Origin of the sequence: Caldimonas tepidiphila, assembly GCF_003569765.1 — a bacterium.
Classification (GTDB): Bacteria; Pseudomonadota; Gammaproteobacteria; order Burkholderiales; family Burkholderiaceae_C; genus Caldimonas; species Caldimonas tepidiphila.
Genome location: NZ_QXMG01000001.1, coordinates 68,029 through 82,254, shown reverse-complemented (window position 1 = coordinate 82,254; position 14,226 = coordinate 68,029). Strand labels below are relative to the sequence as shown.

Here is a 14,226-nt window from a genome sequence, read left to right as displayed (position 1 = left end):
GCGCGCGCCGCCACGGACGACTGGAAAACATGCTGAGCGATGAAGAGATCGGGGCGCTGATGGCGGCCACCCACGGCGACCCCTTCGGGGTGCTGGGGCCGCACGGCAAGGAGGGCGCGCTGGTGGTGCGCGCGCTGCTGCCGGGCGCGCACGCCGTCGAGGTGGTCGACGACCGCACCGGCCGGCGCCTGGCGCCGCTCGAGCGCCTCGGCGACAGCGCGGTGTTCGAGGGCGCGATGCCGCGGCGGCGCAACCGCCTCGGCTACCGGCTGCGCGTGAACTGGGGCGATCACAGCAGCGACATCGAGGACCCCTACCGCTTCCCCCCGCTGCTCAACGAGATGGACGCCTGGCTGCTGGCCGAAGGCACGCACCACCGGCCCTATGAGCAGCTCGGCGCGCATCCGGTGGTGGTCGACGGCGTCGCCGGCACGCGCTTCGCGGTCTGGGCGCCGAACGCGCGCCGCGTCTCGGTGGTCGGCGGCTTCAACCAGTGGGACGGCCGCCGCCACATGATGCGCCTGCGCCTCGAGTGCGGCGTGTGGGAGATATTCCTGCCGCAGGTCGGCCCGGGCGACCTCTACAAGTACGAGATCCTCGCCGCCGACGGCCGGGTGCTGCTCAAGGCCGATCCCTTCGCCTTCCGCGCCGAGCTGCGGCCCAGGACCGCGTCGGTGGTGCAGCGTCTGCCCGCCGGGCGCGCCGGCAGCGAGGAGCGCCGGCGCGCCAACGCGCTCGACGCGCCGGTGAGCATCTACGAGGTGCACCTCGGCTCCTGGCGGCGCCACGGCGACGGCGGCTGGCTGACGTACCGCGAGCTCGCCGAGCAGCTCGTGCCCTACGCGCGCGACCTCGGCTTCACGCACCTGGAGCTGCTGCCGGTGCACGAGCACCCCTTCGACGCGTCCTGGGGCTACCAGCCCACGGGCCTGTACGCGCCCACCGCGCGCTTCGGCACGCCCGAGGACTTCCGCGCCTTCGTCGAGGCGGCGCATGCGGCCGGCCTCGGCGTGATCCTCGACTGGGTGCCGGGCCACTTCCCGGAGGACGCGCACGCGCTGGCGCGCTTCGACGGCACGCCGCTCTTCGAGCACGCCGACCCGCGCGAGGGCTTCCACCAGGACTGGAACACGCTGATCTACAACTTCGGCCGCAGCGAGGTCCGCAACTTCCTGGTCGGCAATGCGCTGTACTGGATCGAGCGCTTCGGCGTCGACGGGCTGCGCGTGGACGCGGTCGCGTCGATGCTCTACCGCGACTACAGCCGCCGCGAGGGCGAGTGGGTGCCGAACCAGTTCGGCGGGCGCGAGAACCTCGAGGCGATCGACTTCCTGCGGCGCATGAACCACGTGGTCGGCGTCACGCGGCCGGAGGCGGTGACGATCGCCGAGGAGTCGACCGCCTTCCCCGGCGTGAGCCGCCCGCCCACGGACGACCTGCGCGGCGGAGGCCTCGGCTTCCACTACAAGTGGAACATGGGCTGGATGCACGACACGCTGGCCTACATGGCGCAGGACCCGGTGCACCGCAAGTACCACCACGACCGCATGCGCTTCTCGCTGATGTACGCCTTCAGCGAGAACTTCGTGCTGCCGCTCTCGCACGACGAGGTGGTGCACGGCAAGGGCTCCCTCATCCGCAAGATGCCGGGCGACGACTGGCAGCGCTTCGCCAACCTGCGCGCCTACTACGGCTGGATGTGGGGCCACCCGGGCAAGAAGCTGCTGTTCATGGGCTGCGAGTTCGCGCAGTGGGACGAGTGGAAGTCCGACGCGGCGCTGCAGTGGGAGCTCGCCGGGCAGCCGAGGCACGAGGGCGTGCGCCGGTTGGTGCGCGACCTCAACAACGTCTACCGCCACTTCCCGGCGCTGCACGCCCTCGACTGCGAGCCGCAGGGCTTCGAGTGGCTGTCGCACGAGGACGCAGAGCACTCGGTGCTCGCCTTCGCGCGGTGGGACCGCGAGGGCCGCAGCGTCATCGTCGTCAGCAACTTCACCCCGGTGCCGCGCGAGGGCTGGCGCCTCGGCGTGCCGGGCGGCGGTCGCTGGCGCGAGGTCATCAATACCGACGCCGCGGTCTACGGCGGCAGCGGCGTCGGCAACGGCGTGCTCGAGGCCCGCCCCGAGCCGGCGCACGGTCGTGGGCAGTCGATCGTGCTGACGCTGCCGCCGCTGGCGACGCTGATGCTCGCGCCGATGGACTGACGTGATGGACGCCTTCCCCCCGCTGCAGCCCGGCCGCGCGCACCCGCTCGGCGCCACGCCCGAGCCCGGTGGCATCAACTTCGCGCTGTGGGCGCCCGAGGCCACCGCGGTCGAGTTGTGCCTGTTCGACGACGCGGGGCGCGAGGAGCGCGCGCGGCTGCCGCTGCCGGGCTGCAGCGAGGGCGTCTGGCACGGCCGGCTCGACGGCGGCGCGCCGGGGCTGGTCTACGGCTACCGGGTCCACGGCCCCTGGGCGCCGCAGCGCGGCCTGCGCTTCAACCCGGCCAAGGTCCTGCTCGACCCGTATGCGCGGGAGGTGGTCGGCCGCTACGGCGGCGACCTGTCGCTCTACCTCGGCCACGACCCGCAGGACCGGCGCCGTCCCGACGCGCGCGACAACGCCGCGGTGGCGCTGAAGGCGCGCGTGGTCGACGAGCCCTTCGACTGGGGCGGCGACCGCGCGCCCGGCGTGCCGCGCGAGCGGATGGTGATCTACGAGCTGCACGTGAAGGGCGCGAGCGCACTGCATCCCGGCGTGCCCGAGGCGCTGCGCGGCACGTACGCCGGCCTCGCGCACCCGGCGCTGCTCGACCACCTGCAGGGCCTGGGCGTGACGACGCTGAGCCTGCTGCCGGTGCACCACCGCGCCGACGAGGCGCGGCTGCAGCAGCTCGGCCTGTCGAACTACTGGGGCTACTCGAGCATCGCCTTCTTCGCACCCGAGACGCGCTACTGGAGCGGACGGCCCGGCACGACGCCGCGCTCGGAGTTCCGCGAGATGGTGCGCGCGCTGCACGCGCGCGGGCTGGAGGTGGTGCTCGACGTGGTCTACAACCACACCGCCGAGACCGACGAGCTGGGGCCGACGCTGTCCTTCCGCGGCATCGGCAACGCGCAGTACTACCGGCTCGACCCGGCCGACCCGGCGCTCTACGTGAACTGGAGCGGCTGCGGCAACGTGCTCAACCTCGGCGAGCCGCGCGTCGTGCAGCTGGTGATCGACTCGCTGCGCCACTGGGTCGAGGAGATGCACGTCGACGGCTTCCGCTTCGACCTCGCGCCCATCCTCGGGCGCGGCGAGGACGGGCACTTCTCGCGCGCCGCCGGCTTCTTCGCCGCGCTGCAGTCCGACCCGGTGCTCGCGCGCGTGAAGTGGATCGCCGAGCCCTGGGACTGCGGCCCCGGCGGCTACCAGCTCGGCAGCTTCCCGGCCGGCTGGCTGGAGTGGAACGACCGCTACCGCGACACGATGCGCAGCCAGTGGCTGCACCACGGCATCGACCGCGACGCGACGCGCGGCGCCTTCGCGCAGCGCTTCGCGGGCTCGAGCGCAAGCTTCCACCGCCGCGCGCGCGCGCCCGGCGCGAGCGTCAACTTCGTCACCGCGCACGACGGCTTCACGCTGCGCGACCTCGTCAGCTACGAGCGCCGCCACAACGAGCCCAACGGCGAGCACAACCGCGACGGCCACGCGCACAACCACAGCTGGAACTGCGGCGTCGAGGGGCCGAGCGACGACCCGGCGGTGCTGGCGCTGCGCGCGCGGCTGCAGCGCGCGCTGCTCGCGACGCTGCTGCTGTCGCAGGGCACGCCGATGCTGCTCGCCGGCGACGAGATCGGCCACAGCCAGCGGGGCAACAACAACGCCTACTGCCAGGACAACGAGACCACCTGGCTCGACTGGGCGCGCGCCGACGCAGACCTGTGCGCCTGCGTCGCGCGCCTGATCGCGCTGCGCCGCGACCATGCCGCGCTGCGCCCGGCGCGCTGGCTCGCCGGCACGCCGGAGCCGGGGGGCGTCGCCGACGTCGAGTGGCTCTCGCCCCGGGGCGAGCCGCTGCGCGACGGCGACTGGGAGCGCCACGACGAGGGCGCGCTGATGATCCGGCTCGCGCCGCAGGCGCCCGCAAACGGCGCGCTGGCGCTGCTGCTCGTCAACCCGTCCGCGCACGAGGTGCGCCTGCGGCCCCCCGCGCCGCCGTCCGGCGCCGCTTGGCAGCCCGCCTTCGACAGCGGCGACGCGCGCGGCGAGCCGGCGCCGGGCGCCTGGCGCGGGGGCGAGCTCCTGCTGCCGCCGCACACCCTGCTGCTCGCGCTGTCGCAGCCGCCGGGCGCGCCCGGGAGCGGCCCGGCCGGCCGCCCCTGAACGACGAATCCTCCAGCCGTACAGAACCCACAGAGGAGACTCCCCTCATGCAAGCCCACTCCAGCAGCCAGACCCGCCAGATCACGCGCCGCACGCTCGCCCTCGTCCTCGCCGGCGGGCGGGGCTCGCGGCTGAAGCAGCTCACCGACCGGCGCGCCAAGCCCGCGGTCTACTTCGGCGGCAAGTTCCGCATCATCGACTTCGCGCTGTCCAACTGCCTGAACTCCGGGCTGCGCCGCATCGGCGTCGTGACGCAGTACAAGTCGCACTCGCTGCTGCGCCACCTGCAGCGCGGCTGGAGCTTCCTGCGCAACGAGATGAACGAGTTCGTCGACCTGCTGCCGGCGCAGCAGCGCATCGACGAGGAGCACTGGTACCGCGGCACCGCCGACGCCGTCTACCAGAACCTCGACATCATCCGCAACTCGACCACGCCGCCGGAGTACATCGTCGTGCTCGCCGGCGACCACATCTACAAGATGGACTACAGCATCATGCTGCTGGACCACGTGCGGCTCGGCAAGGGCTGCACGGTCGGCTGCATCGAGGTGCCGCGCGAGGAGGCCACCGCCTTCGGCGTGATGGCGATCGACGCCGACCGCAACGTCACCGACTTCGTCGAGAAGCCGGCCAACCCGCCGTCGATGCCGGGCCGCCCCGACACCGCGCTCGCCAGCATGGGCATCTACATCTTCCAGGCCGACTACCTCTACCGGCTGCTGGAGGAGGACATCGCGAACCCGGACTCGGCGCACGACTTCGGCAAGGACATCGTGCCGCGCGCGGTGCGCGAGGGGCAGGCGGTGGCGCACCCGTTCTCGATGTCGTGCGTGAAGTCCGCCACCGAAGCGAAGGACTACTGGCGCGACGTCGGTACGGTCGACGCCTTCTGGGCCGCCAACCTCGACCTGGCGTCGACCACGCCCGAGCTCGACATCTACGACCGCGACTGGCCGATCTGGACCTACCAGGAGCAGCTGCCGCCGGCCAAGTTCACGCACGACCGCAACGGCCAGAACGGCTCCACCTTCAACACCATGGTCTCGGGCGGCTGCATCGTCTCGGGCTCCAACGTGTCGAACTCGGTGCTGTTCTCCAACGTGCGCGTGCACTCCTTCTGCGAGATCGATCAGGCGGTGATCCTGCCGCAGGTGACGATCGGGCGGCGCTGCCGGCTGCGCCGCGTCGTGATCGACCGCGGCTGCGAGATTCCCGAGGGCACCGTGATCGGCGAGGATCCGGCGCTCGACGCGCAGCGCTTCGAGCGCACCGAGAACGGCATCGTGCTGGTGACGCGCCCGATGCTGGAGAAGCTGTGAGCGCTGCGGCTCCGATGCGGGTGCTGCATGTCTGCGCCGAGATGGCGCCGCTGCTCAAGACCGGCGGCCTCGCCGACGTGAGCGGCGCGCTGCCGGCGGCGCTTGCGCGCCACGGTTGCGAGGCGCGCGTGCTGCTGCCCGGCTTCCCGGCGATCCGCGCCGGGCTGGGCGCGCTGCAGACGGTGGCGCGCCTCGACACGCCCTGGGGCACGGCCGCGCTGCTGCACCAGGCGATGCCGGCGCCGGGCGGCGGCGTCGGCGTCTACGTGATCGACGCCCCGCAGCTCTACGACCGCCCCGGCAACCCCTACGCCGACGCGGCGCAGAACCCCTACGGCGACAACCACCGCCGCTTCGCGCTGCTCGGCTGGCTCGCGGCGCAGCTCGCGCAGGGCCTGGACCCCTACTGGCGGGCCGAGCTCGTGCATGCGCACGACTGGCACGCGGGGCTGGCGCCCGCCTACCTGCGCGCGGCGGCGCAGTCGCTCGGGCGCCGCGTCGCGGCGAGCGTCTTCACGGTGCACAACCTCGCCTACCAGGGCATGTTCGCGGCGCACCACTTCGGCGAGCTGGCGCTGCCCGGCGACTTCTTCCGCATGGACGGGCTGGAGTTCCACGGCCAGCTCGGCTTCCTGAAGGCGGGCCTGTTCTACGCCGACCGGCTCACGACGGTGAGCCCCAGCTACGCGCGCGAGATCCAGACGCCCGAGCAGGGCTGCGGGCTCGACGGCCTGCTGCGCTCGCGCCGGCACGAGCTCTCGGGCATCCTCAACGGCGTCGACGACACGGTGTGGAACCCGGCCACCGACGCGCTGATCCCGGCGCGCTACGACGTCGAGGACCTCTCGGGCAAGGCGGCGTGCAAGGCGGCGCTGCAGCGCGAGTTCGGGCTCGCGCCGGCCGCCGACGCGCCGCTGTTCGCGGTGGTCAGCCGCCTCACTGAGCAGAAGGGCCTGCAGCTCGTGCTCGACGGGCTGCCCGGGCTGCTCGCGCGCGGCGGGCAGCTGCTCGTGCTCGGCAGCGGCGACGCGGCGCTGGAGGCGGCGTTCCGCCACGCGGCGGGCGCGACGCCGCGCTCGGTCGCGGTGCGCCTCGGCTACGACGAGGCGCTGTCGCACCGCATCTACGCCGGTGCCGACGTGATGCTCGTGCCCTCGCGCTTCGAGCCCTGCGGGCTGACGCAGCTCTACGGGCTGAAGTACGGGAGCCTGCCGCTGGTGCGCCGCGTCGGCGGCCTGGCCGACACCGTGAACGACTCCACGCTGGAGGACGTCATGGAGGGCCGCGCCACCGGTTTCGTCTTCGGCGACTTCGCCTTCGAGCCGTATATGGCCGCCATGCGCCGCGCCTTCGCGCTGTACCACGAGCCGGCGTGGTGGCAGCGGGTGCAGCGCAACGCGATGCGGCAGGCGTTCGACTGGGACGCCGCCGCGGCGCAGTACGCCGCGCTCTACCGCCAAATCCTCTGATGCCGTCCTTGCGGGAGTGACCCTTGATCGATCTCAGCCAATTCGAACACCAGTACGACCCCGCGCTGCGCGACGTCGCCGCGCTCAAGCGCGCGATCTCGAACAAGCTGATGTACACCGTCGGCAAGGACCCGGTGTCGGCGCGCCCCGAGGACTGGCTGCACGCCACCGCCTACGCGGTGCGCGACCGCCTCGTCGAGCGCTGGATGAAGACCACGCGCGCGCAGTACGCGCAGGACGTCAAGCGCGTCTACTACCTGTCGATGGAGTTCCTGATCGGGCGCACCTTCTCCAACGCGCTGCTCGCGCTCGAGATGATGCCCACCGTGCGGCAGGCGCTCGCCGAGCTCGACGTGGACATGACGGGCCTCGTCGACCTGGAGCCCGACGCGGCGCTCGGCAACGGCGGCCTGGGGCGCCTGGCGGCCTGCTTCCTCGACTCGATGGCGACGCTCGGCATCCCGGGCTTCGGCTACGGCATCCGCTACGAATACGGCATGTTCCGCCAGCAGATCATCGACGGCCGCCAGGTCGAGGCGCCGGACTACTGGCTCACGCACGGCAACCCCTGGGAGTTCCCGCGGCCCGAGGTGCAGTACCGCGTGCGCTTCGGCGGCCACGTCGAGCAGCAGGGCGAGAAGCTGCGCTGGGTCGGCACCGACGACGTGCTGGCGATGGCCTACGACACCATCATCCCCGGCTACGGCACCGAGGCCACCAACACGCTGCGGCTGTGGTCGGCCAAGGCCACCGAGGAGATCGACCTCAGGGCCTTCAACCAGGGCAACTACTTCGGCGCGGTCGAGAGCAAGAACCACTCGGAGAACGTCTCGCGCGTGCTCTACCCGGACGACTCGACGCTGTCGGGACGCGAGCTGCGCCTGCGCCAGGAGTACTTCTTCGTCTCGGCCAGCCTGCAGGACCTGCTGCGCCGCTACCTGCGCACGCACACCGGCTTCGAGCAGCTGCCCGAGAAGGTCAGCATCCACCTCAACGACACGCACCCGGTGCTCGCGATCCCCGAGCTGATGCGGCTGCTGGTCGACGAGCACGGGCAGGACTTCGACCACGCCTGGGCGCTGGTGCAGCGCGTCTTCAGCTACACCAACCACACGCTGATGCACGAGGCGCTCGAGACCTGGCCGGTGGACATGCTCGGGCGCGTGCTTCCGCGCCACCTGCGCATCATCTTCGACATCAACGCGCGCTTCCTGCGCGTCGTCACCGACAAGCTCGGCCACGACATCGGGCTGATGCAGCGCCTGTCGCTCGTCGACGAGCACGGCGAGCGCCGCGTGCGCATGGCCTACCTCGCGGTGCTCGCGAGCCACTCGGTCAACGGCGTCTCGGAGCTGCACTCGGAGCTGATGAAGCAGTCGATCTTCGCCGACTTCGCCAGGCTCTTCCCGGAGCGCTTCAACAACAAGACCAACGGCGTCACGCCCCGCAGATGGCTCTCGCAGGCCAACCCGGGCCTGGCCGCGCTGCTCGACGAGCGCATCGGCCGCGGCTGGCGGCGCAACCTCGACCAGCTCGCCGGGCTGCGCAGCTCGCTCGACGACGCGGCCTTCCGCGGCGCCTTCCGCCGCGTCAAGCGCGAGAACAAGGAGCGGCTCGCGCAGTACGTGCAGCAGCACCTCGGCGTGACGCTGAACCCGGACGCGCTCTTCGACGTGCAGGTCAAGCGCATCCACGAGTACAAGCGCCAGCTGCTCAACGTGCTGCACGTCGTGACGCGCTACCAGAGCATCCTCGCCGAGCCGCAGGCCGACTGGGTACCGCGCGTGGTGGTGTTCTCCGGCAAGGCGGCCTCGGCCTACCACATGGCCAAGCTCGTCATCAAGCTGATCAACGACGTCGCGCGCACCGTGAACAACGACCCGCGCGTCGGCGACCGGCTGAAGGTGGTGTTCATCCCGAACTACAGCGTGAGCCTGGCCGAGCTGATCATCCCGGCGGCCGACCTGTCGGAGCAGATCTCCACCGCCGGCACCGAGGCTTCGGGCACCGGCAACATGAAGCTCTCGCTCGGCGGCGCGCTCACGATCGGCACGCTCGACGGCGCCAACGTCGAGATCCTCCAGAACGTCGGCGCCGACAACATCTTCATCTTCGGCAACACCACGGAGCAGGTGGCCGACATCCGCGCCTCGGGCTACCAGCCGCGCGCGATCTACGAGGGCAACCCGGCGCTGCGCGCCGCGCTCGACGCGATCCGCGACGGCCTCTTCAGCCCCGAGGAGCCGGGCCGCTTCCAGCAGATCTACGACGTGCTCGTGAACTGGGGCGACCACTACCTGCTGCTCGCCGACTACGAGAGCTACGTCGAGACGCAGCAGCGCGTCGACGCGCTCTACCGCGACGCGGACGCGTGGACGCGCAAGGCGTTGCTCAACGTCGCCGGCATGGGGCCCTTCTCGTCGGACCGCACGATCGCGCAGTACGCGCAGGAGATCTGGCGCGCGCGGCCGGTGCAGCTGCCGCCGAACATGCCGCCGCTCGACCCGGCCTGAACGTTGCCCGGCGGCCCGGCCCCGCCGGGTGAACGGTGCCCCGGGGCTGGCGCAGGGCTTGCGTACGGGGGCGGGGGCGCGGCCGACCGCGCCCGAACGCCTTTCCTTGCGCATGTCCTCTTCCGATCCCCTCCCGACCCCACCCTCGTCCTCTTCCTGGCAGCCGCCGCGCACCGAGCCCGTCGCGCCCGAGGACGCGGTGCAGCGCGTCGTCAAGGTGCGGCGCGACTACAACGCCTGGGTCGCGCGCGAGACGATGGAGGACTACGCGCTGCGCTTCACGCCGCGCTCCTTCCGCCGCTGGTCCGAGCTGCGCGTGGCCAACACCGCCTTCGGCGCCGCGTCCTTCCTCGTGCTCGAGGCGGTCGGCGCGACGCTGCTGGTGCAGTACGGCTTCGTCAATGCCGCGCTGGCCATCGTCGCCACCGGCCTCTTGATCTTCCTCGCGGGGCTGCCGATCAGCGTCTACGCGGCGCGCCACGGCGTCGACATGGACCTGCTCACGCGCGGCGCCGGCTTCGGCTACATCGGCTCGACCATCACCTCGCTGATCTACGCGAGCTTCACCTTCATCTTCTTCGCGCTCGAGGCGGCCATCATGGCCTACGCGCTCGAGCTGGCCTTCGACGTGCCGCCCGCGCTCGGCTACCTGCTGTGCGCGCTGGTGGTGATCCCGCTCGTCACGCACGGCGTCTCGACCATCAGCCGGCTGCAGGTCTGGACGCAGCCGCTGTGGCTCGTGCTGCTGGTCGTGCCCTACGTCTTCGTGCTGCGCGAGGACCCGGGCCTCGTCGCGCGGCTGGCCGGCTATCCGGGCGAGGGCGGGCAGGGCGGGGTGTTCGACCTGCGCCTGTTCGGCGCCGCGATGACGGTCGGCATCGCGCTGATCACGCAGATGGGCGAGCAGGCCGACTACCTGCGCTTCATGCCCGAGCGCACGGCCGCGAACCGCGCCCGCTGGTGGACCGCGGTGCTGATCGGCGGGCCGGGCTGGGTGGTGCTCGGCGTCGTCAAGATGCTCGGCGGCGCGCTGCTCGCCTACCTCGCGATCAGCCACCTGGTGCCGGTGGCGCGCGCGGTGGACCCGAACCAGATGTACCTCGCCGCGTGGGAGTACGTCTTCCCGAACCTCGGCTGGGCGGTCGCGGCCACCGCGCTGTTCGTGGTCGTGTCGCAGCTGAAGATCAACGTCACGAACGCCTACGCGGGCTCGCTCGCGTGGTCGAACTTCTTCTCGCGCCTCACGCACCACCACCCGGGCCGCGTGGTGTGGATGCTCTTCAACATCCTCATCGCGCTGGTGCTGATGGAGCTCGACGTGTTCCAGGCGCTCGGCCGCGTGCTCGGGCTGTACTCGAACATCGCGATCTCGTGGATGATGGCCGTCGTCGCCGACCTCGTCGTCAACAAGCCGCTGGGCCTGTCGCCGCGCGGCATCGAGTTCAAGCGCGCGCACCTGTGGGACGTCAACCCGGTCGGCGTCGGCGCGATGGGCATCGCCTCGCTGCTGTCGGTGGCCGCGCACCTGGGCTTCTTCGGCGCGACGGCACAGGCCTTCTCGGCGCTGATCGCGCTCGTCACCGCCTTCGTCGCGTCGCCGCTGATCGCCTGGGCCACCGGGGGGCGCTACTACCTCGCGCGCCAGCCGATGCCGCCGGCGCGGCCTGCCGGCGCCGCCGCGGCGCAGGAGCCGCCGCCCGAGGGCCGCTACGGCCTGCGCCGCTGCACCGTCTGCGAGCGCGACTACGACGCGGGCGACATGGCGCACTGCCCCGCCTACCAGGGTTTCATCTGCTCGCTGTGCTGCACGCTCGACGCGCGCTGCCACGACCTGTGCAAGCCCGAGGCGCGGCTGTCGGCGCAATGGAGCGCGCTGCTCGCGCGCCTGCTGCCGCGCCGCATGCAGCCCTACCTCGACACCGGGCTCGGCCACTACCTGCTGCTGATGGCGGCGATCGCGCCGCTGCTCGCGCTGCTGTTCGCGCTGCTCTACGACCAGGAGCTGCGCGCGCTCGGCGAGGCCGGCGAGGCGCTGGCCGGGCCGCTGAAGACGGGCTTCGTGAAGGCCTACGCCGCGCTGCTGCTGGTGGCGGGCACCTTCGCATGGTGGCTGGTGCTGACGCTGCGCAGCCGCGAGGTGGCGCAGGAGGAGTCGAACCGGCAGACGCACCTGCTGATGCGCGAGATCGAGTCGCACCGCCGCACCGACGAGCAGCTGCAGCAGGCCAAGCGCGCCGCCGACGCGGCCAACCAGGCCAAGAGCCGCTACATCTCCACGATCAGCCACGAGCTGCGCACGCCGCTCAACAGCATCCTCGGCTACGCGCAGCTGCTCGACGAGGACGAGGCGATGCCGGCCCACCGCCGCCAGGCGGTGCGCGTGATCCGCCGCGGCGGCGACCACCTGCTGTCGCTGATCGAGGGCACGCTCGACATCGCGCGCATCGAGAGCGGCAAGCTCGCGCTCGAGGTGCGGCCGATGCGCTTCGTCGACTGCCTGCACGAGCTCGTGCGCCTGTTCGAGCAGCAGGCGGCGGCCAAGGGGATCGCCTTCCGGCATGCCTTCACCGGCACGCCGCCCGAGGCGGTGCGCGCCGACGAGCGGCGGCTGCGCCAGATCCTGATCAACGTGCTCGGCAACGCGGTCAAGTTCACGAGCGAGGGGCAGGTGCTGTTCCGGCTGCACTACTCGGGCGAGATGGCGCGCTTCGAGATCGAGGACTCCGGCCCCGGCATGGGCCCGGAGGAACTCGCGCGCATCTTCGAGCCCTTCGTGCGCGGCTCGGCCGCGACCGGCGCGCCGGCCGGCAGCACCGGGCTCGGGCTCACGATCGCGAAGATGCTCACCGACCTGATGGGCGGGGAGATGACGGTGCGCAGCACGCCGGGCGTCGGCACCTGCTTCGCGGTCAAGCTCTACCTGCCCGGCACCCGCCTCGCGATGCCGGCGCCGGGCCCGGCGCGCCGCGCGCGCGCGGGCTACGCCGGCGCGCGCCGGCGCATCCTGGTGGTGGACAACGAGGAGGCCGACCGCGGCCTGCTCGTGAGCGTGCTGCAGCCGCTCGGCTTCGAGATCGCGCAGGCGGCCTCGGGGCACGAGGCGCTGGCGCTGCTGCGCGACGGGCTCGAGCCGCACGCGATCCTGATGGACCTCGCGATGCCGGGCATCGACGGCTGGGAGACGCTGCGCACGATCCGCCGCGAACGCGCGAGCGAGGCGCCGGCGGCGATCGTGTCGGCCAACGCCTTCGACAAGGGCCTGGACAACGACGCCGGCATCGCGCCGGAGGACTTCTTCGTCAAGCCGGTGCGCGTGGCCGAGCTGCTCGACTGGCTCGGCCGGCGCCTCGCGCTGCAGTGGATCGAGGCGCCCGCGGCGGCACCGGCCGCAGCCGCCGCGCCGGCCGCGCCGCAACTGCGGGCGCCGTCCGAGCCCCATCTGCGCGCGCTCGCCGAACTGGTCGAACTCGGCTACCTTCGCGGCATCATGAAGAAACTCGACGACATCGAGGCCGCCGAGCCCGAGAGCGCCGCGTTCGCGGCGCAGCTGCGCGGCCTCGCGCGCCAGTTCCAGTTCGACACCATCGCGCTCCTGCTGCGCCGCGCCCGCCATGCCGACGAACCGACTCCCTGAACGCGGCAGCGCCCCCGTGGTGCTGATCGTCGACGACGTGCCCGACAACCTCGCGGTGCTGCACGACGCGCTCGACGAGTCGGGCTACACCGTGCTCGTCGCCACCGACGGCACGAGCGCGCTGCAGCGCGCCGCGCAGGCGCGGCCCGACATCGTGCTGCTCGACGCGGTGATGCCGGGCCTCGACGGCTTCGAGGTCGCGCGCCGCCTCAAGGGCGATCCCCTCACCGCGCACATCCCGATCGTCTTCATGACCGGGCTGACCGAGACCGAGCATGTCGTCGCGGCCTTCGCCGCCGGCGGCGTCGACTATGTCACCAAACCGGTGCGCACCACCGAGGTGCTTGCCCGCATCGCTGCGCACATGCAAGGTGCGCGGCAGGCGCGGCAGGCGCGCAATGCGCTCGACGCCTTCGGCCACGCGACGATCACGATCCGCGCGAGCGACGGCCGGCTGGTGTGGCACACGCCGCTGGCGCGGCGGCTGCTGCACGACTATTTCGGCACCGAGGCGCCGCTGACGCCGGCCGCGGTGCTTGACTGGCTGCAGACGCATGCGGCGCAGGCCGCGGCGACGGCCACCGAGCCGCCGCCGCTCACCATCGTGCAGGGGGCCCGGCGCCTGATCTTCCGGCTGCACGAGCAAAGCGGCGACGACGAGTGGCTGATCGTGATGCGCGAGAGCTCGGACGCGGCGCTGATCGAGGCGCTCGGCGCCGCCTTCCGGCTCACCGCGCGCGAGGCCGAGGTGCTCTACTGGGTCGCCAAGGGCAAGATCAACCGCGACATCGGCGACATCCTCGGCATGAGCCCGGCCACCGTGAAGAAGCACCTGGAGCACGTGTTCGCCAAGCTCGGCGTCGAGACGCGCACCGCGGCGGCCGGCCGGGCGATGGAGCGGGTGCGGCAGCTGCGCCCGGACGTGGCGGGCTGAAGTCCCC

General features: G+C 72.2%; 7 protein-coding genes. All 7 read left to right on the top strand.

The annotated features are described in order from the left end of the window. Nucleotides 1-29: 29 nt before the first annotated feature. The 7 genes from glgB (at nt 30) to D3A59_RS04520 (ending at nt 14,219) form a co-directional block, all read left to right on the top strand. Nucleotides 30-2,204, top strand: coding sequence for a 1,4-alpha-glucan branching protein GlgB (gene glgB, locus D3A59_RS04550; RefSeq protein ID WP_119153711.1), 2,175 nt, complete (start codon nt 30-32; stop codon nt 2,202-2,204). Nucleotides 2,205-2,208: 4 nt separating this feature from the next. Further along, nucleotides 2,209-4,350 carry a glycogen debranching protein GlgX gene (glgX, locus tag D3A59_RS04545; RefSeq protein WP_119153710.1) on the top strand — a complete coding sequence of 714 codons (2,142 nt, stop codon included), beginning with the start codon at nt 2,209-2,211 and terminating at the stop codon, nt 4,348-4,350. 47 nt (nt 4,351-4,397) lie between these two features. After that, nucleotides 4,398-5,669: a glucose-1-phosphate adenylyltransferase gene (gene glgC, locus D3A59_RS04540; protein ID WP_119153709.1), complete on the top strand. Its 1,272-nt coding sequence runs from the start codon at nt 4,398-4,400 to the stop codon at nt 5,667-5,669. Nucleotides 5,670-5,683: 14 nt separating this feature from the next. Further along, on the top strand, nt 5,684-7,138 hold the full coding sequence (gene glgA, locus D3A59_RS04535; RefSeq protein WP_119153708.1) for a glycogen synthase GlgA: 1,455 nt from the start codon (nt 5,684-5,686) through the stop codon (nt 7,136-7,138). 26 nt (nt 7,139-7,164) lie between these two features. Then, on the top strand, nt 7,165-9,651 hold the full coding sequence (locus D3A59_RS04530; protein WP_119153933.1) for a glycogen/starch/alpha-glucan phosphorylase: 2,487 nt from the start codon (nt 7,165-7,167) through the stop codon (nt 9,649-9,651). A gap of 112 nt (nt 9,652-9,763) precedes the next feature. After that, nucleotides 9,764-13,285: a hybrid sensor histidine kinase/response regulator gene (locus tag D3A59_RS04525; RefSeq protein ID WP_119153707.1), complete on the top strand. Its 3,522-nt coding sequence runs from the start codon at nt 9,764-9,766 to the stop codon at nt 13,283-13,285. Continuing rightward, entirely contained in the window at nt 13,263-14,219 is a 957-nt protein-coding gene (locus D3A59_RS04520; protein ID WP_119153706.1) for a response regulator, read from the top strand. The genes D3A59_RS04525 and D3A59_RS04520 overlap by 23 nt, the downstream gene beginning before the upstream one ends. Nucleotides 14,220-14,226: the final 7 nt, after the last annotated feature.

Excerpts from the sequence above, each read along its gene's own strand:
- D3A59_RS04520 (WP_119153706.1), top strand. The coding sequence starts at position 13,263 with ATGCCGACGAACCGACTCCCTGAACGCGGCAGCGCCCCCGTGGTGCTG.
- glgB (WP_119153711.1), top strand. The coding sequence starts at position 30 with ATGCTGAGCGATGAAGAGATCGGGGCGCTGATGGCGGCCACCCACGGC.
- glgA (WP_119153708.1), top strand. The coding sequence starts at position 5,684 with ATGCGGGTGCTGCATGTCTGCGCCGAGATGGCGCCGCTGCTCAAGACC.
- D3A59_RS04525 (WP_119153707.1), top strand. The coding sequence starts at position 9,764 with ATGTCCTCTTCCGATCCCCTCCCGACCCCACCCTCGTCCTCTTCCTGG.
- glgC (WP_119153709.1), top strand. The coding sequence starts at position 4,398 with ATGCAAGCCCACTCCAGCAGCCAGACCCGCCAGATCACGCGCCGCACG.
- glgX (WP_119153710.1), top strand. The coding sequence starts at position 2,209 with ATGGACGCCTTCCCCCCGCTGCAGCCCGGCCGCGCGCACCCGCTCGGC.